This is a genomic window from Massilia scottii (genome assembly GCF_030846495.1).
GTDB classification, from domain to species: domain Bacteria; phylum Pseudomonadota; class Gammaproteobacteria; order Burkholderiales; family Burkholderiaceae_D; genus Telluria_A; species Telluria_A violaceinigra.
This window is the reverse complement of sequence record NZ_JAVCWM010000013.1, coordinates 1-22,652: the sequence shown is the minus strand read 5'-3', so window position 1 is coordinate 22,652 and position 22,652 is coordinate 1. Positions and strand designations below refer to the sequence as shown.

19 protein-coding genes are annotated in these 22,652 nt (G+C 61.1%); 11 read left to right on the top strand and 8 right to left on the bottom strand.

Features of this window, described 5'->3' with window-relative positions:
* Positions 1-27: 27 nt before the first annotated feature.
* From RBA41_RS18735 to RBA41_RS18715, 5 genes are all read right to left on the bottom strand, one after another.
* Positions 28-4,776, bottom strand: a complete 4,749-nt coding sequence (locus tag RBA41_RS18735; protein ID WP_306625728.1) for a glutamate synthase-related protein — start codon at positions 4,774-4,776, stop codon at positions 28-30.
* 224 nt (positions 4,777-5,000) lie between these two features.
* Positions 5,001-5,702 carry a transposase gene (locus RBA41_RS18730; RefSeq protein WP_306625727.1) on the bottom strand — a complete coding sequence of 234 codons (702 nt, stop codon included), beginning with the start codon at positions 5,700-5,702 and terminating at the stop codon, positions 5,001-5,003.
* 240 nt (positions 5,703-5,942) lie between these two features.
* Positions 5,943-6,626 (bottom strand): response regulator transcription factor, encoded by a 684-nt coding sequence (locus tag RBA41_RS18725; protein ID WP_099872997.1) that lies wholly within the window; start codon positions 6,624-6,626, stop codon positions 5,943-5,945.
* Positions 6,627-6,670: 44 nt separating this feature from the next.
* Positions 6,671-7,822 carry a PAS domain-containing sensor histidine kinase gene (locus tag RBA41_RS18720; protein WP_306625726.1) on the bottom strand — a complete coding sequence of 384 codons (1,152 nt, stop codon included), beginning with the start codon at positions 7,820-7,822 and terminating at the stop codon, positions 6,671-6,673.
* A 125-nt stretch (positions 7,823-7,947) separates the two neighbouring features.
* Positions 7,948-11,055 (bottom strand): DEAD/DEAH box helicase, encoded by a 3,108-nt coding sequence (locus RBA41_RS18715; RefSeq protein ID WP_306625954.1) that lies wholly within the window; start codon positions 11,053-11,055, stop codon positions 7,948-7,950.
* A 359-nt stretch (positions 11,056-11,414) separates the two neighbouring features.
* Here RBA41_RS18715 and RBA41_RS18710 point away from each other — a divergent pair, with 359 nt between their 5' ends.
* The 5 genes from RBA41_RS18710 (at position 11,415) to RBA41_RS18690 (ending at position 14,307) form a co-directional block, all read left to right on the top strand.
* Positions 11,415-11,885 (top strand): YegJ family protein, encoded by a 471-nt coding sequence (locus tag RBA41_RS18710; RefSeq protein WP_306625725.1) that lies wholly within the window; start codon positions 11,415-11,417, stop codon positions 11,883-11,885.
* A gap of 56 nt (positions 11,886-11,941) precedes the next feature.
* On the top strand, positions 11,942-12,535 hold the full coding sequence (locus tag RBA41_RS18705; RefSeq protein ID WP_306625724.1) for a hypothetical protein: 594 nt from the start codon (positions 11,942-11,944) through the stop codon (positions 12,533-12,535).
* 124 nt (positions 12,536-12,659) lie between these two features.
* Entirely contained in the window at positions 12,660-13,187 is a 528-nt protein-coding gene (locus RBA41_RS18700) for a hypothetical protein (RefSeq protein WP_306625723.1), read from the top strand.
* A 120-nt stretch (positions 13,188-13,307) separates the two neighbouring features.
* Positions 13,308-13,778, top strand: coding sequence for a hypothetical protein (locus tag RBA41_RS18695; RefSeq protein ID WP_306625722.1), 471 nt, complete (start codon positions 13,308-13,310; stop codon positions 13,776-13,778).
* A 106-nt stretch (positions 13,779-13,884) separates the two neighbouring features.
* Positions 13,885-14,307: a hypothetical protein gene (locus RBA41_RS18690; protein ID WP_306625721.1), complete on the top strand. Its 423-nt coding sequence runs from the start codon at positions 13,885-13,887 to the stop codon at positions 14,305-14,307.
* Positions 14,308-14,475: 168 nt separating this feature from the next.
* Here the strand turns inward: RBA41_RS18690 and RBA41_RS18685 are convergent, their stop codons facing one another.
* Positions 14,476-15,480 (bottom strand): serine hydrolase domain-containing protein, encoded by a 1,005-nt coding sequence (locus RBA41_RS18685; protein ID WP_306625720.1) that lies wholly within the window; start codon positions 15,478-15,480, stop codon positions 14,476-14,478.
* Positions 15,481-15,655: 175 nt separating this feature from the next.
* Here RBA41_RS18685 and RBA41_RS18680 point away from each other — a divergent pair, with 175 nt between their 5' ends.
* The 4 genes from RBA41_RS18680 to RBA41_RS18665 all read left to right on the top strand — a co-directional run bounded on the left by RBA41_RS18680 (position 15,656) and on the right by RBA41_RS18665 (position 19,517).
* On the top strand, positions 15,656-18,007 hold the full coding sequence (locus RBA41_RS18680; protein ID WP_306625719.1) for a Tex family protein: 2,352 nt from the start codon (positions 15,656-15,658) through the stop codon (positions 18,005-18,007).
* 7 nt (positions 18,008-18,014) lie between these two features.
* Complete coding sequence (locus tag RBA41_RS18675; RefSeq protein WP_306625718.1) at positions 18,015-18,506, top strand: GNAT family N-acetyltransferase; 492 nt, start codon at positions 18,015-18,017, stop codon at positions 18,504-18,506.
* A gap of 98 nt (positions 18,507-18,604) precedes the next feature.
* Positions 18,605-18,916 (top strand): Grx4 family monothiol glutaredoxin, encoded by a 312-nt coding sequence (gene grxD, locus RBA41_RS18670; RefSeq protein ID WP_099873017.1) that lies wholly within the window; start codon positions 18,605-18,607, stop codon positions 18,914-18,916.
* Complete coding sequence (locus RBA41_RS18665; protein WP_306625717.1) at positions 18,909-19,517, top strand: UbiX family flavin prenyltransferase; 609 nt, start codon at positions 18,909-18,911, stop codon at positions 19,515-19,517. Before grxD ends, RBA41_RS18665 begins: the two co-directional genes overlap by 8 nt.
* A gap of 60 nt (positions 19,518-19,577) precedes the next feature.
* Here the strand turns inward: RBA41_RS18665 and RBA41_RS18660 are convergent, their stop codons facing one another.
* On the bottom strand, positions 19,578-19,748 hold the full coding sequence (locus RBA41_RS18660; protein ID WP_167086010.1) for a hypothetical protein: 171 nt from the start codon (positions 19,746-19,748) through the stop codon (positions 19,578-19,580).
* A gap of 335 nt (positions 19,749-20,083) precedes the next feature.
* A complete protein-coding gene (locus RBA41_RS18655) occupies positions 20,084-20,491 on the bottom strand; it encodes a hypothetical protein (RefSeq protein WP_306625716.1) in 408 nt (135 codons plus the stop codon).
* A gap of 488 nt (positions 20,492-20,979) precedes the next feature.
* On the opposite strand from RBA41_RS18655, the gene RBA41_RS18650 reads away from it, so the two are divergent.
* The gene (locus RBA41_RS18650) at positions 20,980-21,372 is read left to right on the top strand and encodes a MerR family transcriptional regulator (protein WP_099881878.1); all 393 of its coding nucleotides are present in this window, start codon (positions 20,980-20,982) and stop codon (positions 21,370-21,372) included.
* 102 nt (positions 21,373-21,474) lie between these two features.
* On the top strand, positions 21,475-22,652 hold a 1,178-nt coding region (locus RBA41_RS18645; protein WP_306625715.1), incomplete at its 3' end, for an isovaleryl-CoA dehydrogenase.

Here is a 22,652-nt window from a genome sequence, read left to right as displayed (position 1 = left end):
CCGCGCGGGCCGTCTTAAGCGACGCTCTTATGCCGCAATCCTGGCGACCGCATCGATCTTGTCGTTCGCTTCTTCCATGCTGCTGTTGTGCAGTTCTTCCAGCGCCCGTTTGTATTCGGTCGGGAACACTTTGACGAACTTGGCGCGTCCGGTCGCCCAGTCGTCCAGCAGGTTGCGCGCGCGGGTCGAGCCCGTGTGCTTGAAGTGGCGTTCGATCAGGCGCTTGAGAATGGCTTCATCCGACTCGCGGTCGCTGGCGCGGCTCTGGCTGTGCCAGCCGGCGCGGTCGGTCTGTTCCTTGGTGCTGAGCACGCGCTCCAGGTTGACCATGGCGGTGTTGCATTTCTTCTCGAAGTCGCCCAGCGGATCGTAGACATAGGCCACGCCGCCCGACATGCCCGCCGCAAAGTTGCGGCCCGTCGCGCCCAGCACCACGACCGTGCCACCGGTCATGTATTCGCAACCGTGGTCGCCGCAGCCTTCGACAATCGCGGTGGCGCCGGAGTTGCGCACGGCAAAGCGTTCGCCCGCCACCCCATTAAAGAAGGCTTCGCCGGCAATCGCGCCGTACAGCACCGTGTTGCCGACGATGATGTTGTCGACCGCCCAGCCGCGGAACTCGGTGTTGGGACGCACAATGATGCGTCCGCCCGACAAGCCCTTGCCGACGTAATCGTTGCCCTCACCCACCAGATCCAGGGTGATGCCGGCGGCCAGGAAGGCGGCGGCGGACTGGCCGGCCGTGCCTTGCAACTGGATGTGGATGGTGTCGTCCGGCAAACCGGCGTGGCCGTAGCGCTTGGCCACTTCGCCCGACAGCATGGTGCCGACGGTGCGGTTGACGTTGCGCACCGGCGAGATAAAGGAAACGCGTTCGCCTTTTTCCAGCGCGGCCTTGGCCTGGGCGATGAGCTTGTGGTCCAGGGCTTTTTCCAGGCCGTGATCCTGCTCTTCGACCTGGCGCACGGCGCCGCCCACCGGCACCACCGGCTGGTAGAAAATGTTGGAGAAATCCAGGCCGCGGGCTTTCCAGTGGCTGATGGCTTTCGATTTGTCGAGCAGGTCGACCCGGCCGATCAGTTCGTCGTAGCTGCGAATGCCGAGCTGGGCCATCAGCTGGCGCGCTTCTTCGGCGACGAAGAAGAAATAGTTGACCACGTACTCAGGTTTGCCCGAGAACTTGGCGCGCAGAATAGGATCTTGCGTGGCAACGCCGACCGGGCAGGTGTTCAGGTGGCATTTGCGCATCATGATGCAACCTTCGACCACCAGCGGCGCCGTGGCGAAACCGATCTCGTCGGCGCCGAGCATGGCGGCGATGACCACATCGCGTCCGGTTTTCATCTGGCCGTCGGCCTGCACGCGGATACGGCTGCGCAAGCCATTGAGCACCAGCGTCTGCTGGGTTTCGGCCAGGCCCAGTTCCCACGGCGTGCCGGCGTGCTTGACCGACGACAATGGCGATGCGCCCGTGCCGCCGTCATGGCCAGCGACCACCACGTGGTCGGCCTTGGCCTTGGTGACACCGGCGGCAACCGTGCCGATGCCCACTTCCGAGACCAGCTTGACCGAGATCGAGGCGCGCGGGTTGGCGTTCTTGAGGTCGTGAATCAGCTGCGCCAGATCTTCGATCGAGTAAATATCGTGGTGCGGCGGTGGCGAAATGAGGCCCACGCCCGGCACCGAAAAGCGCAGGCTGGCGATGTATTCGGTCACCTTGTGGCCCGGCAGCTGGCCGCCTTCGCCAGGTTTGGCGCCCTGCGCCATCTTGATCTGGATCTGGTCGGCCGAGTTCAGGTACTCGGCGGTGACGCCGAAGCGGCCCGAAGCGACCTGCTTGATGCGCGAACGCAGGGAATCGCCTTCCTGCAAAGGAATATCGACCACCACGTTCTGTTCGCCGATGACGGAGGCCATCGTTTCGCCCTGCTTGATCTTGATGCCTTTCAATTCCTTGGTGTAGCGGAACGGATCTTCGCCGCCTTCGCCCGTGTTCGACTTGCCGCCGATGCGGTTCAGGGCGATGGCCAGGGTGGCGTGGGCTTCGGTGCTGATCGAGCCCATCGACATGGCGCCGGTGGCGAAGCGCTTGACGATTTCCTTGGCCGGTTCGACTTCGTCGAGCGCAATGGCCTTGGTCGGATCGAGTTTGAACTCGAACAGGCCGCGCAGTGTCAAATGACGACGGCTCTGGTCATTGATGATTTGCGCGTATTCCTTGTAGCTCGAGAAATTGTTGCTACGGGTGGAGTGCTGCAGCTTGGCGATCGCGTCCGGCGTCCACATGTGTTCTTCGCCACGTACGCGGAAGGCGTATTCGCCGCCGGCGTCTAGCGCGTCGAGCAAGAGCGGGTCGTTGCCGAAGGCCAGGGTGTGCAGGCGCAGGGCTTCCTCGGCCACCTCGAACACGCCGATGCCTTCGACGTTCGAGGACGTGCCCTTGAAGTATTTGTCGACCAGCGATTTATTGAGGCCGATGACTTCGAAGATTTGCGCGCCGCAGTACGACATGTAGGTCGAGATGCCCATCTTGGACATCACCTTCATCAAGCCCTTGCCGACGGCCTTGGTGTAGTTATAGATGGCGGTGTCGCCGGACATCTCGCCGCTCATGCCCTGGGCCAGTTCGACCAGGGTTTCCATGGCCAGGTAGGGGTGCACGGCTTCGGCGCCGTAGCCGGCCAGCAGGGCGAAGTGGTGGGTTTCGCGGGCCGAGCCGGTTTCCACGACCAGGCCGGTGGAGGCGCGCAGGCCGCGTCCGACCAGGTGCTGGTGCACGGTGGAGGTGGCCAGCAGGGCCGGAATGGCGACCTGTTCGGCCGAGACGGCGCGGTCGGACACGATCAGGATGTTGTGGCCGGACTTGACCGCATCCACGGCTTCGGCGCACAGCGAGGCGAGCGAGGCTTCGATGCCTTCCTTGCCCCAGGCGACCGGGTAGCAAATGTTCAGCTCATACGACTTGAACTTGCCGCCGGTGTGGGCGCTGATGTTGCGCAGGCGCGCCATGTCGTCGAAACCGAGCACCGGCTGCGACACTTCGAGGCGCATCGGCGGATTGACGTTGTTGGTATCGAGCAAGTTCGGCTTCGGTCCGATAAACGACACCAGCGACATGACCATGGCTTCGCGGATCGGGTCGATCGGCGGATTGGTCACTTGCGCGAACAGTTGCTTGAAATAGTTGTACAGAGGCTTGAGCTTGTTGGACATGACCGCCAGCGGCGAATCGTTGCCCATCGAACCGGTGGCTTCTTCGCCGAGCACGGCCATTGGCGCCATCAGGAACTTCAGGTCTTCCTGGGTGTAGCCGAAGGCTTGCTGGCGGTCGAGCACGGAGGCCGGGGCTTTTTCGCCCTGGGCCGCTGCGCCAGGGTGGGCGCCATCCTTGGCGCGGTTGTGGCCGAGCTGGCTTTCCTTGAGCTTGATCTCGTTGAGCTTGATGCGCACCGAGTTGATCCATGCCTTGTAGGGCTTGGCGTTGGCATAGGTGTCTTTCAATTCCTTGTCGTCGATGATGCGGCCCGCTTCCAGGTCGATCAGGAACATCTTGCCCGGCTGCAGGCGCCATTTCTGGATGATTTTCGATTCCGGAATCGGCAGCACGCCCGATTCGGACGCCATCACGACCAGGTCGTCGTCGGTGACGATATACCGGGCAGGCCGCAATCCGTTCCTGTCCAGGGTGCCGCCGATGTGGCGCCCGTCGGTGAAGGCCATGGCGGCCGGGCCGTCCCACGGTTCCATCATCGCGGCGTGGTATTCGTAGAAGGCGCGGCGGTTGTCGTCCATCATGGTGTGATTTTCCCAGGCTTCCGGGATCATCATCATCATGGCCTGGGCGATCGGGTAGCCGGCCATGATCAGCAGTTCGAGGGCGTTGTCGAAGCAGGCGGTGTCGGACTGGCCTTCATAGATCAGCGGGAACAGCTTTTGCAGGTCTTCGCCCAGCACGGCCGACTTCATCACGCCTTCGCGCGCGCGCATCCAGTTGAAGTTGCCTTTGACGGTGTTGATCTCGCCGTTGTGGGCGATCAGGCGGTACGGGTGGGCCAGCGGCCATTCCGGGAACGTGTTGGTCGAGAAACGCTGGTGCACCAGCGCCAGTGCCGAGATGCAGCGCGGGTCTTGCAAGTCCTTGTAATAGACACCGACCTGGTCGGCCAGCAGCAAGCCCTTGTAGACGATGGTGCGCGCCGACATCGATGGCACGAAGAATTCTTTGCCGTGGAGCAGTTTGAGCGCCTGGATCGCGTGGCCGGACGACTTGCGGATCACGTAGAGTTTGCGCTCGAGCGCGTCGGTGACCATGATGTCCGGGCCGCGGCCGATGAAAATCTGGCGGATCACGGGTTCCTTGCCGCGCACGGTAGGCGACATCGGCATGGTGTCGTCGAGCGGCACATTGCGCCAGCCGAGCACGACCTGGCCTTCGATGCGCACGGCGCGTTCAATTTCTTGCTCGCAAGCAATGCGGGATGCGTTTTCTTTTGGCAGGAACACCATGCCGACGCCGTATTCGCCCGGCGGTGGCAGTTCCACGCCCTGTTTCGCCATCTCGTCGCGGAAATACTGGTCCGGGATCTGGATCAGGATGCCGGCGCCGTCGCCCATCAGCTTGTCGGCGCCGACGGCGCCCCGGTGATCGAGGTTCTTCAGGATCAACAAGCCCTGCTCGATGATGGAGTGGCTCTTGTTGCCCTTGATGTGGGCGATGAAACCGACGCCGCAGGCATCGTGTTCATTGGACGGATCGTACAAACCTTGGGCAATCATGCGCATTCTCCACAGCTTTTGAAAGTCGAAGACCAAGATTAGTGCAATGCAGCAGAAACGGCAATAGGATTAATTAGGGTCAGAGTCGAATTAATTGCGCTGGCGTCGCTCCGAAAATTAAATAGGGACACAGTCGTACGCTTTTAGCGTTTATGCGTTCCGCTTAGCTGGAACAAGGATTTTGGCGTTTCTGGCAAGCGAAAAAAAACGCCCATCGGGCGTTTTCAGGAGGCGGGAGCCTTGATCTTGAACGGTCTTCCCCGCTTGGCCGGCAGTACCTGGCGCTTGGCACGGTGTTGCAATTCTGTCTTAAAGGCATCGGAACCGAGCGGCCAACCCTTGAGCACGGCGGCGTTGATCTGGTCCAGCTGCTCGCGCGTGAGGGCCGGCCGGCTCAGTTCGATGTAAGCCGCTTCGCGCTGGAAGGGGGTGTTACCCAGTGCCCAGTAGAGCGCATGGTCGGTAATGACGCTGTCGGGCTGGGCGCCGGCGTGGTGGGCGTAGCTCGACCAGGGGTAATTCACGGGATCGGACACCAGCTCGCTGCGCACCGGGTTGTGTTCTATATAGCGGCTGCAGAGCAGGAAATAGGCGGCGGCATCGATCAGCGAGGTCTTGAAGCGCCCCTGGAACAGGCTGCCGCTGCGGCCGTACTTGGCGTTGAACCAGGGAACGTAATAGCGGCCGACCCGCTGCATGGTTTGCGCCAGGCCTTCCACCGTCGATGGAGAAGCAAGCAGGTGCAGGTGGTTGGGCATCAGCACGTAGGCGTGGATGGCGACCTTGAATTCCCTGGCGCTTTCCTTCAGCCATCCCAGAAAGCGCTGGTAATCCTCGCTTTCGCGAAAAATCAGCTGGCGGTCGTTGCCGTGCTGGATGATGTGGTGCGGCTGGTTGGGGAGAACGAGACGGGGAAGGCGGGCCATGGCGGTATGAAAAAGGGACGGACCGCGGCATTTTACTGAATTATCATGACTCTGTCCCTGATTAAAAACAGGCTCATGGTTATCAGGGGTGGCTATGTCCCCATTTTATGAGGAGACATGCCGAGCTCCAGAGTTCCCATTCATCTCGAACAGCAGTTCGGTAGGAATCTTCATATACGCTTTTTTCCAGCAAGAATACGGGAAGCCTGTTTTCGCCCGTTCCGTGAGCGATGTAACCGGTTACGCGAGCGTGAAACCGGCGGACAGGCTGTAGCCTTCGCCGTAGGCGCTGCGCAGAGGCAAATCCTGCCCGAGGCCTGAACGGGCTTTCTTGCGGAGGCGATAAACCAGCATGTCGACCCGGCGGCTGGCGTCGGGATCGTCGCCGCCCATGCCGGCCACGATCACCTGGCGCGGCACGGGACGCGTGTTGAGCGTGAGCAGGTGCAGGAAATTGCACTCTTTTTCGGTCAGGTCGATCACCGCCCCCATCAGTTCGAGCTGGCGCGCACTGACGCGCAAGGTCCACTTGCTCGGCAGCTGAGCCGCCGGCTCGGGCGGACGCACGCGCCGGTCCAGCGCCTCGATATGGGCGGCCAGTTCCGGAAACTTGATCGGCTTGGTCAGGTAATGGTCCGCGCCCAGGCGCAGACCAAGAATGCGGTTGTCGAAGGCGACGCGGCCGGTCAGCACCAGCAAACCGATTTCCGGATACAGCTGGCGCATGCGTGGAATGACATTGAAACCATCTTCATCGGGCAGGCCGAGATCGAGCACGACCACGGCGGTCGGGACCTTGGTCAGGGCGGCCCACATCTCGGCGGCGGTGGTCGCGACCATCACTTCATGGTTGAGCTCGGTCAGGAACTCCGCCATATCGCCGGCATAGTCGCCGTTGTCCTCAACAATCAATATCTGCGTCATGGGTTGGCCATTTTATTCATTTCATTACCCCGTGCATCGTTTCCTTACTTGCGCGCGGTGCCTTCCATTGTCTGTTGATTAGCGGAATTATCACTGCTGCACCCTTCTGGCGCAACTGTTTTCCCCGCGGCGCGTTGTACGGGCAGCCAGATTTTGAACAAGGCGCCTGATGGTGCCACATTTTGAACACCGATGCTGCCCCCATGTACTTCGATCACGGAACGCGCCATATACAGCCCCAAACCGGAACCCTTGCCCACGGCGTTGCTTCCACGAAATGCCTTGCCGAAAATCGCGCCGGTCTGCGCGTCGGGCACGCCCTCGCCGTGATCGCGCACCGACAGTTCGATGCCGTCCGCCGTACCGTGACCGGCCAGGATGACCGGCTGCCCGGGCGGCGAATATTGCAACGCGTTATCCACCAGCACTTTCAAAGCCAGGCGCAGGCCGTTTGGCTGAGCCCGGATCGAGGGCGGCAAGCCGCTGCACTCGACCTGCGCACTGCCGCCCGCGGCGATGATCCGGGCGGCCGCTTCGCGCAGCAGCAACTCCGGCACAACCGTGTCGGGCGGGCGCGTACCGCCGATCTCGTCCATGCGGTCGGGCGACAGGTACTCGTCGAGCATGCCGATCAGGCGATCCACGGCCGCCTGGATCTTGCGGTAGCGCTGGCGGGTCGGCTCGTCAGCCTGGGTTCCGGTCGCTTCGAGGCGCTGGATGGCGCCGTCGATGGTCGACAAGGGCGTACGGAATTCATGGTTCAGCATGCTGGCGAAACGGCGCTGCTGTTCTGCACGTTCCCGCTCGGCGCTGGTATCGATCAGCACGCCGACCAGGGCGCTTGGCTTGCCGTTGGCATCCGTCAATAAAGTCGAGCGCACGTCGAGCGGGACCGTGCTGCCATCCGGACGCACCTGCTCAAAGTGGCGCAACAGCGCGCGCCGGCTCTGATCGCCTGCCGCAAAACGGGCCAGGCGCTCTGGCAATCCCGTGCACAAGGCGGCCAGCGGCGACGCCGCTTCGTGGGTGGAAAGCTGCCTGATGAAATCTCTGGGTGCATATCCCAGCATGTCACGCACGGACGGGCTGATGTACGACAGCGTTCCCGATGCACAGTCCACGATCCAGGCGACGTCGCCACGCAACTCGGCGATGGCACGAAACTGTTCCATGAGCACAATGTCGCCGGACGGCATGATTCCCTTGCTTGCCTCGATGACACTGTTATTCATGGAACGCTTTCTTTACCGGTTCAACATTAATACTCCGCTAGTATATCGCCAACGTTGCATGAAAGTATATGAACGAAAATCCGAGGAGTTTACTCCTCCAGCGGCGCGAAAATGGCTTGCAGGTCTTCCTGCGTCAGACTCATTTTTTGCGACTCGCCTTCCGCCAGGATGGACTGGGCCAGATCGGATTTCTTTTGCTGCAACAACTGGATTTTTTCTTCCAACGTCCCCTTGGCGATCAGCTTGTACACGAACACCGGTTTGTCCTGTCCGATGCGCCAGGCCCGGTCGGTGGCCTGGTTTTCGGCGGCCGGGTTCCACCACGGATCGTAATGGATCACGGTATCGGCTGCGGTCAGATTCAGGCCGACACCGCCCGCTTTCAGGCTGATCAGGAAAATCGGCACCGCGCCCTGCTGGAAGGCGGCGACCTGGGCCGCGCGGTCCTTGGTGTCGCCGGTGAGCAAGGCGTACGGAATGCGGCGCGCGTTGAGCTCTTCCTCGATCAGGGCCAGCATGCTGGTAAATTGCGAGAACACCAGGATCTTGCGGCCTTCTTCCAGCAAATCGTCGACCATCTGCATCAGATCGATCAGTTTGGCGGAGCCGCTGTCTTTCTTCTTGGCGGGCAAGGCTTTCACCAGGCGCGGGTCGCAGCACACCTGGCGCAGCTTGAGCAAGGCTTCGAGAATGACGATCTGGCTGCGCGCCACGCCTTTCTTGTCGATCTCGTCGCGCACTTTCTTGTCCATCGCCAGGCGCACGGTTTCGTACAGGTCGCGCTGGGCACCCGACAATTCGACCTTGCGCACCATTTCCGTTTTCGGCGGCAATTCCTTGGCCACATTGTCCTTGGTCCGGCGCAGCAGGAAGGGACGGATGCGGCGGTTCAGCAGCGAGCGCCGCAGCGGATCGTCCTGGCGCTCGATCGGGTGGCGGAACTGGCTGTTGAAGGTTTTTTCATCGCCCAGCAAACCCGGCAGCAGGAAATGGAATTGCGACCACAGCTCGCCCAGGTGATTTTCCAGCGGCGTGCCGGTCAGGCACAGGCGGTGGCGCGATTTGAGCAGGCCGGCGCTCTGGGCCGCCTTGGAGCGCGTGTTCTTGATGTAATGCGATTCGTCGAGGATGACGAGGTGGAACTCATGCTCGCGCAGCTTTTCTTCATCGCGCGGCAACAGGGCATAGGTGGTCAAGACCAGATCGACTTCCTCGATCTTGTCGAACTGTTCCAGGCGCTCCTTGCCTTGCAGCAGCAGCACGCGCAAGTCGGGGGCGAAGCGGGCCGCTTCATCCTGCCAGTTGGTCATCAGGCTGGTGGGCGCGATGACCAGGGCCGGATGGGTCAGGCGGCCGGCTTCCTTCTCGATCAGGATGTGGGCCAGGGTTTGCACCGTCTTGCCCAAGCCCATGTCATCGGCCAGGATGCCGGCGAGGTCGTACTCGCGCAGGAACTGCATCCAGGCCAGGCCATCTGCCTGGTAATCGCGCAGGGTCGCCTGGAGCCCTACCGGGGGCGCCACTTTTTGCACGGAACCGAACAAGCTCAGCTTGCGGCCGGTTTCGCGCAACTGCTCGCCGCCGAACCAGCGCAAAGCGGTTCCGCGTGCCAGTTCTTCGAGCCGGCCCGCATCCAGGGTCGAGAGCCTGACCTTGTTTTTGATCTTGTCGCTGAAATAAAGTTCACCCAGCGTGTTGAGAATCGGCTTCAAGCGCCCCCAGGGCAGCGCCACGCGCAGGCCATCGGGCAGCGTGGCCAGCATCTGGTCGGCGTCGGCGTGGGCGGCCAGGACCTCGGGATCGAAGTCGCTCGGGGCGCTGCGGATCAGCTGCACCAGCACCGGCAGCAGCGGCACGCGTTTCTGGTTGACCACGATGCCCAGCTCCAGCTCGAACCAGGCGTTGCCCGCTTCGGCCGGCTCGTCGATCTCGGCGTACCAGTCTTCGACCGCGACAACGTCGTAGCGGTATTTGCTGGATTTCTGCACATGCCAGCCGGCCTCGATCAGGCCAGCCAGGTCGCCTTCGGCAAAGCGCAGCCAGTGCGCCTGGCTTTCCAGCTGCTGCGCGCCGGCCAGGGCGTTGAGCGGCGGCGTACCCGGTTTGCGGAAACCTAAGGCCGTGAGTTCTTCCAGCGAGGCGGCCTCGGCCGGGATATCGCGGGCGATGACTTCGGTCACGTCGCCCACCTGGCGCACCACGCGCTGGGCCGGATCGAACGCGACCCGCTCGCCGTCGTAATCGAAGGACAGCACCGCGTAATCGTGCCAGCGCTGGTGCGTGCCATCGGCCAGCGGCACGCTGTCGAGCAGCAGGTGCGGACGCGGCTTGACGTCGTCGCGCAGGCGCTGGATCAGCGGCTGCGGCAGGGGCATCAGTTGCTGCAGGCCATGGGCCAGCAGCAGTTGGGAGACGCGTTTTTTATCGTTGCCGCTCAGCGCCGGGGCTTGCGCCACCAGCGCCTGCAAGTCGGCCAGGGAAATATCGACGCCGCCGCGGTTGAGCGCGAGCGCGCCGCAGGACAGGTTGTCGATGTACCACGGCGGATCGGTGGGCAGCATGTAATCGATCTGGTCGGCGGCGGTGTGGGTCGCGCCGCTGGCGGGCTGGACCTGCCAGCCGAGACGCGCGGTGCGGCCTTCCTCGCGCCAGACCAGGTTGGCTTCGCGCACGGGGCCAGCCTGGAGCGGGTAGATCAGGCCGTTGGCCATGTCGGCCCAGGAATTCGCCCACAGCAGCTTGTCTTGTTCCAGCAACATTTGCAGGAGGATGGCGCCGACCTTGCCTTTCGGTTCGGTCGCGCTGCCGCCCTGGGACGCGGCGCCGCTGCGCATGGCGATGAAGAAGCGCACCAGGTCTTCATCGTCGCCTTCGAGGTAGGCGGGCGGGGCCGAAAGCAGGGAAAACACTTCGCTGACCGGGCTGGCGGCGGCCACTTCGCCGTTCGGGCGCAGGCGTGCCTTGCACAGGCACAGGGCGACGTGACGGCCGCCGCTGGTCGGGGCCAGGACATAGACGAACTTGTATTGGGCGACTTTGGGATCCTTGACCTCCAGGTCGAGCTTGGGCTGCGGGTGGGCGGCAGCCTCGACCCGTTGCAGCCAGCTGGCGATCGGCGCCGGCAAGGCCGACGCCGTGGCGTGCGGCGCAGCGGTGGCAGGGCGTCCTTCGCGGGGTTCGTCGCGCGTTAAATCCATCGTGTGCATGTGTTCTTAAGGGCAATATCGAAGACGATAACACCCGATATTATCCGACATAAAGACGCTTGTGTTCTGTTCTCTTTCACACGCAGCGGAGCTTGTTTGTGCGGGTCATGGGCCCAGGGATGGCGTTCATGCTGCAAGGGTAAGCACCGGTTGAAAAACGTATGCAACGGATTTTTGGGAGCTCGGCAAGCCTGCATTGCTTACTGGTTGCAGGTACGCCTTTATTTTTGGCGTCCCGTACCAAATATTGAGAATATGGATGTTGCAATTTATTCACTATATGGATAAAATTGCAACTTCCGAGCCACTTTCTATCGCTGCGACGCTCGCCCCCCCTTTCCGGAAAAATCATGAAACTCCCCGCCGTTCTCGCCCTGTTGCTTCTTACCGCCACCGCCAATGCCCAGGTCGGCGACCGTATGGTCATGGTCCGGGATGAAAATCCGGCAATGGCCGCTGCGATCACCAAGGCACAAGCGTCGCTCGACACCTTTCTCGCCACGGCTGCCAAGCCGCCCGCAGGCGCGGCCATGTTCCGCCTGAAGGTAAAAATCACCGATGAAAATGGCAGCGAGCATATGTGGGTCATGCCCTTCGAGCAGACCAAAACCGGCTTCGCCGGCACGATTGCCAATGATCCCCAAATCGTGGAAAGCGTCGAGAACGGCGAAGAAATCACCTTCAAGCGCGCCGACATTTCGGATTGGGGTTACGTTCAGAACGGCAAGCAAAAAGGCAGCTTTACCGTCTGCGCCCTGTTCAACACGATGCCTGCGAAGGTGGTCAAGCAGTACCGTGAGCAGCATGGTTTCGAGTGCTGATCTGAATTCTTGCTGCTCAGTTTAATCGGACGGGCTTTCTGCTCCGGCCGGCAGGTTTGACCGATGCGAAAATAGCTGAGCTACTCATACGCCAGGTGAAACAACCCGGAGCGATGAGCCCCGCTGTCTTCATTGCCGGCTTCCTCATCATCGACATGAATGTCGCGTGGGCTGGTGGCTATTCCATCCTGTTGGGAATTATTCCAGTGCCCCAGATCGGGGTGCTGCTGGCCGCAGGAAGCGTGATCACCCTTCTCATCCGTGCAATTGCCCTGTGCTATCAACGCAAGTTCGGCTCATTGTGCATGTTCGTCATTTGCGTGGCGGCGCTCTTTGCTTATTGTGAGGAAGACAGACGACAACGGGTGGCCAAAGGGCACCGTGATGCGCTGAACGCTGTCAATGCCATGTTAAAAAATCCTGATAAAGAACATATCTGGTATTTGAAACCGGAACTGAAGCAAGAACTCCGCGCCATCGTGGACGCATCCGCTCTCGAAGCCCACTACAAGAGCAGCTTCCACCAACTTTTCACTTACCGGTACAGCGTACAAGACCGCAACGGCAAAGCCTTGGACATCACGGTTTTCATGTTGAAAGATGAAACGCAATTCAGAGTCGACCGGCCAGAGCCGGTTACGCACGAGTAGGCGTGGAACGAAATCCATCGTGGAATTTGGCTCAGCTGGCGCACGACGAAGAAAGCTGGCTGGCACCGCAAATCAGAAATGAAATTTCCGCAAAATTTACAACAGCTTGCGGGTATCATCAAAAATGAAAAAATATCTTTTGGCTCTGCTCGTAGTCCTGGGTACATGGTCCCTCACCCCAGTGGTGTTTGTGGCCAGCACTGTCGCAACAATGAAAATCGTATGCTATCTGAACCGGTGCGAGCGTCAGATATCGTCGGATGATCCTGTGCCATCACCGTTTACCGTCATGGTCAGAGTCCCCGCAAAAGGCAATCGGGTCGAACCGGTTCTTCTGCCTGACCTTGGTAAATTTGTCGAAAACAACCGGGAGGCGACGCTGCACCTGCTGGTTGATAAAGGGGCGACCGATGATGAGTCGTGGGAGTATTCAGCGACTCGTGATGCGGCTGGATTACAGATCGTTGAAGCGCATACACTTGAAGGTGGGCGAATCGATGTGCGCTATAAAGCGTCCCACCAATCTGCACAAGCACTGAATTTGAACGTTGTCAGCCCAGGCATCCTGTTTTTTTCGATGCCCATAGCAGGGGTTTTCACTTGGATATTTCTGATGCTTGTAAGGCGCGTTCGACTATGGAAAGTGAAGTGAACATGGCGGCGGATGGCGAGGCAGTGCCGGATAGCGTCGCTTCCGGACGCGTGGACGCGGACGCTTCAGCAGCGTTTCCGTGTTGAGCCCCGTCCGATTTTCTTGCAAAGCGTGACACCTATGAACGAGTTCAAATATATTTATCAACGCCACGACGGCGCGACGTGCTTCGATACCTATTTCGCCTATCTGGGCACCATCCAGCAGGACATGCCGCCCGCGCTTGCCTCGTTTTCCATGGAGCCGGACCGCTATGCGCTCAACTCTGACGTCACCCTCCACGATGCGTGGCTGGAATCGCTGAACGTGGAAAAAGAGTATGTGGGCGCTGCGCAAGGATCATCAACGGTCAAACTCAGGCTGCTGCACTCATCCCATGAATCGGTCATCAATCTGGTGTATACCGATGTACTGGGCATAAATTCGTCTTTACAGCCCAGCCAATGGCCCCTTCAGCCGGCGGACCTGCTGGTTCATGAATTCTGCATGCTCGAAGCCGGAATTTTCCGCCACTTCATTGAATTTGACAGGGAAATGTGGGTGGAAATTATATTCCAAGGGTTCGATTTTTCGGTACTTGCTCGTCATTGAAGTAGCTTGCACTTGGCGCCGATGCGTTGAGACCGGGTGGACAGTAACCCGCAATTGGCCTCCGCTGGCGTTTGCCTTCGGAGACTCGCATCCATATGCTAAAAAAATGAAAAATCAACTATTTAAGCCAGGTTTCCGAATTTCACTAACGGATGTCATCGTCATTATCCTTGGCATCTGTGGCTCGGTTGCGGGTATGCAAATTGACGCTGGATTAGGTTTGCCAATCGCGCTCGTCGTCGGACACTTTTTCGCTTTTTGCAACGTGTTCCGTCTTCCTCGCAAGCTTGAGCTGATCTGGGCCGCATTTTTCTTGATTGTGGCAGGTACGACCATTGTCTGGCAGTGGCCAGGTTGGTATCCTGCGTCGGCGCTATCGATAATTTGCGCAACCGTGCTTGTTGGCAGTCATATGAGGCAGCCCTCATACCACGGAGTAGGGTGGAAATATCTGAATCCACATCTGCCTGCGTGGTGGGAGGCCCGGCGCCGCGATACCGACCCTGACGAGGCAGCCAATAGCGTATAAGCCCTGCCGGAATAGCGCAGACGATGCCGACGTTTGACATCGTTCGCTGCATTCCATCCCGGACTGGCTGATCCACGGTTCAACCGGTTCCGGACAATCCGGCATCCTCTCTGCCACCGGCCGCACATCGCGCGTCGAAGAAATCGATCCGTCGGCAAGTTCGGAACCTCACGCCAGCGCCGCCAGCATGCGCTCCATGTCCGGCTCCGCGCTGTCGCAATTGGCCAGACAGATCACCGACAAACGCAGCGCCGGCACCCGCATCAGCAGCGTATTAAAGCCCCACAAGCCGCCGCTGTGAAAAACCACATCGGTGCCGTTGCGCTCGATGAGCTCCAGCCCGAAACGATACGGCAGCACCGTTCCATCCGCCATCGGCGATGGCTGCAGCATCGCATGCAGCAAACTCCCGCGATCGGCCCACTGGCGATGCCATTCGCGCTCCCACAGCACCAGTTCATCGGTGCTGGCATACACGCCGCCATCGCCCACCGTATTGGCATTGCCGAGATGCTGTTTGTATCCGCGCGGCCGCGCCGCATCGGCCTCGTAACTGAACACGCGATGCGCAATCACATTGCTGCGGTCATCGTCAAAACCCATGCGCTCGATACCCAATGGCTCGAATAAGGTCTCCCGCGCAAAACGCGCCGCGGACAAGCCACTCAAGCGCTCAACCAAGGCCGCAAGCAGGATGTAATTGCTGTTGCTGTAACCGTACGCCGTCCCGGTTGGAAAAACGACCGTATCGATACAGGCAATCAGTTTCAAGATCAGCGCATTGTTAAAATAATCGGCCTCGTGCCGCCCCAGCTGGCACGCCAAAAACTGAAAATAGTCGGGAATGCCGCTGGTGTGATTGAGCAGCGAGCGTAACGGAAAAGCCTGCTCCATCCGTGCCAATTCCGGCAGATGCAGGCACACGTCGTCATCAAGCCCAATCCGCCCGGCGCGCACCAGCGCCAGCACGCAGGCCGCCGTAAACTGCTTCGATTCCGACGCCAGATAATAGGCCGACTTTCCCGACAGCGGCACCGCCAATTCCAGCGAGGCCAGCCCGTGATGCAGTTCGCATACCACCGCATTTTCCTGCAGCACGACCACGCTGAAACCCGGTCCATCGGCAGGTAATGTCGATTGAAGTTCGAGAAAATACTGACGCAATTTTTCCATCGTGATTTAAGCTATTAAACGGGGGAAGAAAGGCACTGTACACTGCGCAATATCAATCAGCCAAACCAGCGGCCAAACCAGCGGCCGCCCTGCACACCGTTCGAGCACTGTCAAGACTGGCGCATTCGCCGCGATTGCGTATCATTCCGTGCTTGACTCACCAGGATGTTCACCCATGCTCCCAACTATCGAACAACGTCTCGCCATAGAACTTGCCGCCAAGCCTGTACAGGTTGCCGCCGCCATTGCCCTGCTGGACGAGGGCGCCACCGTTCCCTTCATCGCGCGCTACCGCAAGGAAGCGACCGGCGGGCTGGACGATATCCAGTTGCGCCTGCTGGAAGAGCGCCTGCGCTACCTGCGCGAGCTGGAAGACCGGCGCGCCGCGATCATCTCGTCCATCACCGAACAGAACAAGATGACCCCGGCCCTGCTCGACGCCGTCACCCACGCCGAAGACAAGACCCGGCTGGAAGATCTCTACCTGCCCTACAAGCAGAAACGCCGCACCAAGGCGCAGATCGCGATCGAAGCGGGCCTGGCGCCCCTGGCCGATCAATTGCTCAACGACCCGACCAGCGCCCCGGAAGAAGAAGCCGCCAAATATCTGCGCGAAGCCTTCACCAGCGACGACGGCAACAACCCCGGCGTGGCCGACACCAAGGCCGCGCTGGACGGCGCGCGCCAGATCCTGATGGAGCGCTTCGCCGAAGACGCGACCTTGCTGCAGTCGCTGCGCGAATACGTGCAGGAACACGGCATCGTCGAATCGAAGGTCGTCGAAGGCAAGCAGGATGAAGGCGAAAAATTCGCCGATTACTTCGACTACTCCGAGACCATTTCCACCGTGCCCTCGCACCGCGCGCTGGCCCTCTTGCGCGGCCGCCGCGAAGGCATCCTCGACGTGGTCCTGCGCCTGGACACCGAAGCCGAAAAACCGAAGTGGGATGCGCCGCACAACCCGTGCGAAGGCCGCATCGCCGCGCGCTTCGGTATCAAGCAGCAGGGCCGCCCGGCCGACAAATGGCTGGCCGACACTGCCCGCTGGACCTGGCGCGTGAAGAGCTTCATGCACCTCGAAACGGAGCTGATGGGCGCCCTGCGCGAACGCGCCGAACTCGATGCCATCAACGTCTTCGCCCTGAACCTGAAAGCGCTGCTGCTGGCCGCGCCGGCCGGCCCGCGCGCCACCATGGGCCTGGACCCGGGCCTGCGCACCGGCGTCAAGGTGGCCGTGGTCGACGCCACCGGCAAGGTGGTCGATACCGCCGTCATCTACCCGCACCAGCCGCGCAACGACTGGGACGGCTCGCTGCACGTGCTCGGCGCGCTGGCCGCGAAACACAATGTGTCGCTGATCTCGATCGGCAACGGCACCGCCTCGCGCGAAACCGACAAGCTGGCGCAAGACCTGATCAAGCAGCGCGCGGAACTCAAGCTGACCAAGATCGTCGTGTCGGAAGCCGGCGCCTCGGTCTACTCGGCATCCGAGTTCGCTTCGCGCGAGCTGCCCGAGATGGACGTGTCGCTGCGCGGCGCGGTCTCGATCGCACGCCGCCTGCAGGACCCGCTGGCCGAACTGGTGAAGATCGATCCGAAGTCGATCGGCGTGGGCCAGTACCAGCACGACGTGAGCCAGACCCAGTTGGCGCGCTCGCTCGACGCCGTCGTCGAAGATTGCGTGAACGCGGTCGGGGTGGACGTCAACACCGCCTCGGCGCCGCTGCTGGCGCGCGTGTCCGGCCTGTCTTCCAGCGTGGCGCAGGCAATCGTCACCTACCGCGACCTGAAAGGCGCCTTCACCTCGCGCGCGGACCTGAAAGCGGTGCCGCGCCTGGGCGAGAAGACGTTCGAGCAGGCGGCGGGCTTCCTGCGCGTGATGGGCGGCGCCAATCCGCTCGACGCCTCGGCGGTGCACCCGGAATCGTATCCGCTGGTGGAAAAAATCCTGGCCGATATCAAGAAGGAGATGAAGGCCGTCATCGGCGACGCCTCCCTGCTCAAGACGCTCAATCCAGCCAGGTACGCGGATGACAAATTCGGCGTGCCGACCATTACCGACATCCTCAAGGAGCTGGAAAAGCCGGGACGCGATCCGCGCCCGGAGTTCACCACCGCCACCTTCAAGGAAGGCGTGGAAGAGATCCGCGACCTGCGCCCGGACATGATCCTCGAGGGCGTGGTGACCAACGTGGCCGCCTTCGGCGCGTTTGTCGACATCGGCGTGCACCAGGATGGACTGGTGCATATTTCGGCGCTGTCGAACACGTTTGTGAAGGACCCGCACACGGTGGTCAAGGCCGGCCAGGTGGTGCGCGTGAAGGTGCTGGAAGTGGACGAGAAGCGCAAGCGCATCGCCCTGACCATGCGCCTGACCGACAGCGCGCCGCAGGCCGGCTCCAAGCCGGAGCAGCGCGGCGACCGCACCGACGGCAAGCGCCTGGCGCAGCACCAGCAGAAGCAGGACCGCGCGCCGGCGCCGGCCGGCGGCAGCATGGCGGCGGCATTCGCCAAGCTGCGTGGATAAGCCGTCCATGATCGCCATCGCCGCCTGCGATCCGGACAGCCTTGATGCCCGCACGCTGATCGAGGAATTGTCGGCGGCGCTGGCGGCCATCACGGGCGACAGCGGCAAGGCCTCGTTCTCGGCCGACGATGCCAGGGCGGCGCGCTCGCTGTTCGTGGTGGCGCGCGGCGATGCCGGGGAATTGCTCGGCTGCGCGGCACTGCGCCCGCTCGATGGCGACGTGGGGGAAGTCAAGCGCATGTTCGCGCGCCCCGGCGCCAGCGGTGTCGGCGCAGCCTTGCTGGCGCACGTGGAGCGGGCGGCGCAGGGGTTCGGCTACCATCAGCTGTGGCTGGAAACGCGCAAGGTCAACACGCGCGCGCTGGCTTTCTACGCAAAGCACGGTTACGGCATCATTTCCAACTACGGTAAATACGTCGGGCGCGATGATGCGGTTTGCCTGGGCAAATTGCTGAGGGACGATGAAGCTTCCTTTTCGCCTCTCCGTCAAAGTAGCTAGAACCCCCTACTCCCAACGCCGCCAGGCCCCAAACGTCCACCCCCCGCCGTTTTCTTATAAAATGGCGGCATCTAACCTATTTCCCACCGAGGCAAGCCATGAGCGACGTAAAAACCTGGATCAAAGAAACCGTAACCGCCACCCCCGTGGTGCTGTTCATGAAGGGAACCGCGCAGTTTCCACAATGCGGCTTTTCCGGCCGTGCCATCCAGATCCTGAAAGCCTGCGGCGTCGAGAACATCGCCACCGTCAATGTGCTGGAAGATCCGGAAGTGCGCCAGGGCATCAAGGACTTCTCGAACTGGCCGACCATTCCCCAGCTCTACGTCAAGGGTGAATTCATCGGCGGTTCCGACATCATGAACGAAATGTTCGAGTCCGGCGAACTCAAAGCCCTGCTCGATGCCTGATCTGCGCCCGCGGCGCCTGGTTGTCGCCATCACCGGCGCCACCGGCGCCGTGTATGGCGTGCGCCTGGTCCAGCGACTGGCCGCCACGCCCGGCATCGAAACGCACCTGATCGTCTCCGACGCCGCCGTCCTGACCCTGCACCAGGAACTGGGCATGCAGCGCCGCGAGGTCGAGGCGCTGGCCCATGTCGTCCACAAGAACCGCGATGTGGGTGCGTCGATCGCCAGCGGCTCGTTCCAGTCCGACGGCATGGTGATCGCCCCCTGCTCGATGAAAACCCTGGCCGCCGTGGCCCTGGGCCTGTCCGACAACCTGATCGCGCGCGCGGCCGACGTGGTGCTCAAGGAGCGCCGCCGGCTGGTGCTGATGGTGCGTGAAACCCCGTTCAACCTGGCGCACCTGCGCAATATGACGGCGGTAACGGAAATGGGGGGAGTGATCTTCCCGCCGCTGCCGAGCTTTTATCACAAGCCGGAAAGCATCGACGACATGGTCGATCATACGGTGGGACGGGTCATGGACCTGTTCGGCGTGGTGCACACGCTGGCGCCGCGCTGGGCCGGCATGAAAGCCGGTTCCGACGCTCAGCCGGACAGCTGAGGCGTACAGGCAGCCGCGCCAGCCTGGCGCCGGCACTGCCTTGCTACGCGCGGCGGGCGCTCAGCGCTTGTCGAACTGCCAGCTGTCGGCCTTTTTCAATTCTTTCGCTTCCTCGACCATGCGCCGATGCTGGATGCGCTTGCGCATGACTTCTGCGTGCTGCGCTGCCGTCATCGGGGGAACGGTCATCAGGTCCTTGAGCTGGGCGGTGTTGCTGTAGTTACTTTTCATAAGACGGCGGAATCCTCGGCTTGGTGCGTAACGGGATGACAAGAGTACAAGTGCTGCTGTGATTATGAGCCACTATGTCGGTTTTGGGCGGCACAATATAAATGCATTCCTCCGGGAAACTTTACCCGTGGTCTGACCATTGTGCATGAATTTTATGGCGTCGCCATGACAAATCATAAAGCCCCGTCGAATTTGCAGAGGACGGGGTCGGGATATGGGATTGATGCGGCGCAAAGTACGCCCGTGGAGAAACCGCCGCCCCCGATCGGGCGCCTCGGCGTGGCAAGAAAACGATTTATATCAACGCTGAAAAAGCCGATATGCGTGCCAAATAGCTACTTTTGGTAATTAATGCGGACCAGCATGCGAATGAATTCGCGCGCAATTTGACGATGATGCTCGTCCAGACGCTGTAAATCGGCGATTAATTTCACATCGGCCGATTCAAAACGCGACAGACCACCCGCGCCATCGCCGTTGGCCGCGGCATTTTCGTCGCCGCCAAAGCGCAACCATTCCGCGGGCACACCCAGCCATTGCGCGATCATGCGCAGCTTCTCTTGCGTAGGAATAGCCTCTCCTACCAGCCATTTGCGGGCAGCGTGCACCGTAATCGGCCGTCCATCGAAGCGAATGTTAAATTCCCGCGCCAAGCGTGTGGGACTGTCGGGTGAGTAATGGGCGTTCTTTAGTGCCTGCTGCAGGCGTTCACTAAAGCTTTCCCGTTCGTTGGATGAATTCATGGGTGGCACTATTTCATGCAACGGCATGAAAGTCAGTCTCTTCACAGTTGAGACCAATTGTGACAAGTTGCTTCCCGGATGTAACAATTTGGCAGGCATTGCACATGCATCGCACGGACTTGGTGTGCAAAATAAAACCTTGATTCATAAACAATAATCTGCGCGGTCCGGAGCGGCGGGAAAGGTCACCTGGTCGAAAAAAACAGTGTAAATCGGCCCGACCCAGCCGCCCCGGCGCACGATGACGCGGTTTGTGCTGGATCAGATGCTTGCACATGAGTCCGGTATAGAAATCGAGCGAAAAAGGCGGCCGCGGGCATCGCCATGGGCCGCGGCTGGCGACGCTGCGCCCGCCATCTTTCGCGTTCAGGATAGGGGCAGGCACGCTACAATAGGTTGACGTTGACGTAAACGGAAGCTGCCGCAGGCGATTTCCGTGCCGTCTCCTCCCACCGCCGCTTCTTATTAGTTATGAGCCACTGATGTCCATGCGTACTTATACCATCGCCGAACTGGCGCGCGAATTCGACATTACCGCGCGCGCCATCCGCTTCTACGAAGACCAGGGCTTGCTGCGCCCCAGCCGCGAAGGCGTGGGCGGGCGCAACCGGGTCTACACGGCGCGCGACCGCACCCATCTCAAGCTGACCCTGCGCGGCAAACGCCTCGGCCTGACCCTGTCGGAAATCAAGAGCATCGTCGACATGTACGAGTCCCCCAAGGATACCGCGGCCCAGATGAACCGCTTCCTCGGCGTGCTGGCGCACCAGCGCGAAACCTTGGAGCGCCAGCGCGAGGATATCGACATGGCCCTGGCCGAAATTGCCGCCCATGAAGAAGAATGCCGCCGCATGCTGGCTGAAACCACGGCCAATGCCTGAATAACAAGCGCAATGCAAACAGCGCGAGTGCTTGACGTTTACGTTAACGTCAAACATGCGTATGATGAACTCTTCCCATTCCGACCCCGCGAGGACGACACAATGCTGCATCTTCCAGGCTTGACCTTTGACCATGGCGAAGACATCGCCGCGCTGCGCGAAGCAGTTCAACAATTCGCCGCGGTAGAGATCGCTCCCCGCGCGGCGGAAATCGACCGCAGCGACCAGTTCCCGATGGACCTGTGGCGCAAGATGGGCGACCTGGGCGTGCTCGGCATCACCGTCGACGAGCAGTACGGCGGCGCCCAGATGGGCTACCTGGCCCACATCGTGGCGATGGAAGAAATCTCGCGCGCGTCGGCCTCGGTCGGCCTGTCGTACGGCGCCCACTCGAATCTGTGCGTCAACCAGATCAAGCGCAACGGCACCGAAGAACAGAAGATGAAGTACCTGCCGAAGCTCATTTCCGGCGAGTACATTGGCGCCTTGGCCATGTCCGAGCCGAACGCGGGTTCCGACGTGGTCAGCATGAAGCTGCGCGCCGACTTCAAGGGCGACCGCTGGGTGCTCAACGGCACCAAGATGTGGATCACCAACGGCCCCGACGCCGACGTGCTGGTGGTGTACGCCAAGAACGACCTGGAAGCCGGCCCGCGCGGCATGACGGCCTTCATCATCGAAAAAGGCTACAAGGGTTTCTCGATCGCGCAAAAGCTCGACAAGCTGGGCATGCGCGGCTCGCACACGGGCGAACTGGTGTTCCAGGATTGCGAAGTGCCGGCCGAAAACGTGCTGGGCGGCCTGGGCAAGGGCGTCAACGTGCTGATGTCGGGTCTCGATTTCGAGCGTACCGTGCTCTCGGGCGGTCCGCTGGGCATCATGGCGGCCTGCATGGATGCGGTGGTGCCGTACGTGCACGACCGCAAGCAGTTCGGCCAGCCGATCGGCGAATTCCAGCTCATGCAGGGCAAACTGGCCGATATGTACTCGACCATGATGGCGTGCAAGGCGTATGTGTACGCCGTGGGCCAGGCCTGCGACCGCGCCAGGACGCCGGAAGCGATCCGCAACCTGCGCAAGGATGCCGCCGGCGCGATCCTGTACAGCGCCGAGAAAGCGACCTGGATGGCGGGCGAAGCGATCCAGACGCTGGGCGGCAATGGTTATATCAACGAGTATCCGGTCGGACGTCTGTGGCGCGATGCGAAGCTCTACGAAATCGGCGCAGGCACCAGCGAAATCCGCCGCATGCTGATCGGGCGGGAGTTGTTTGCGGAGAC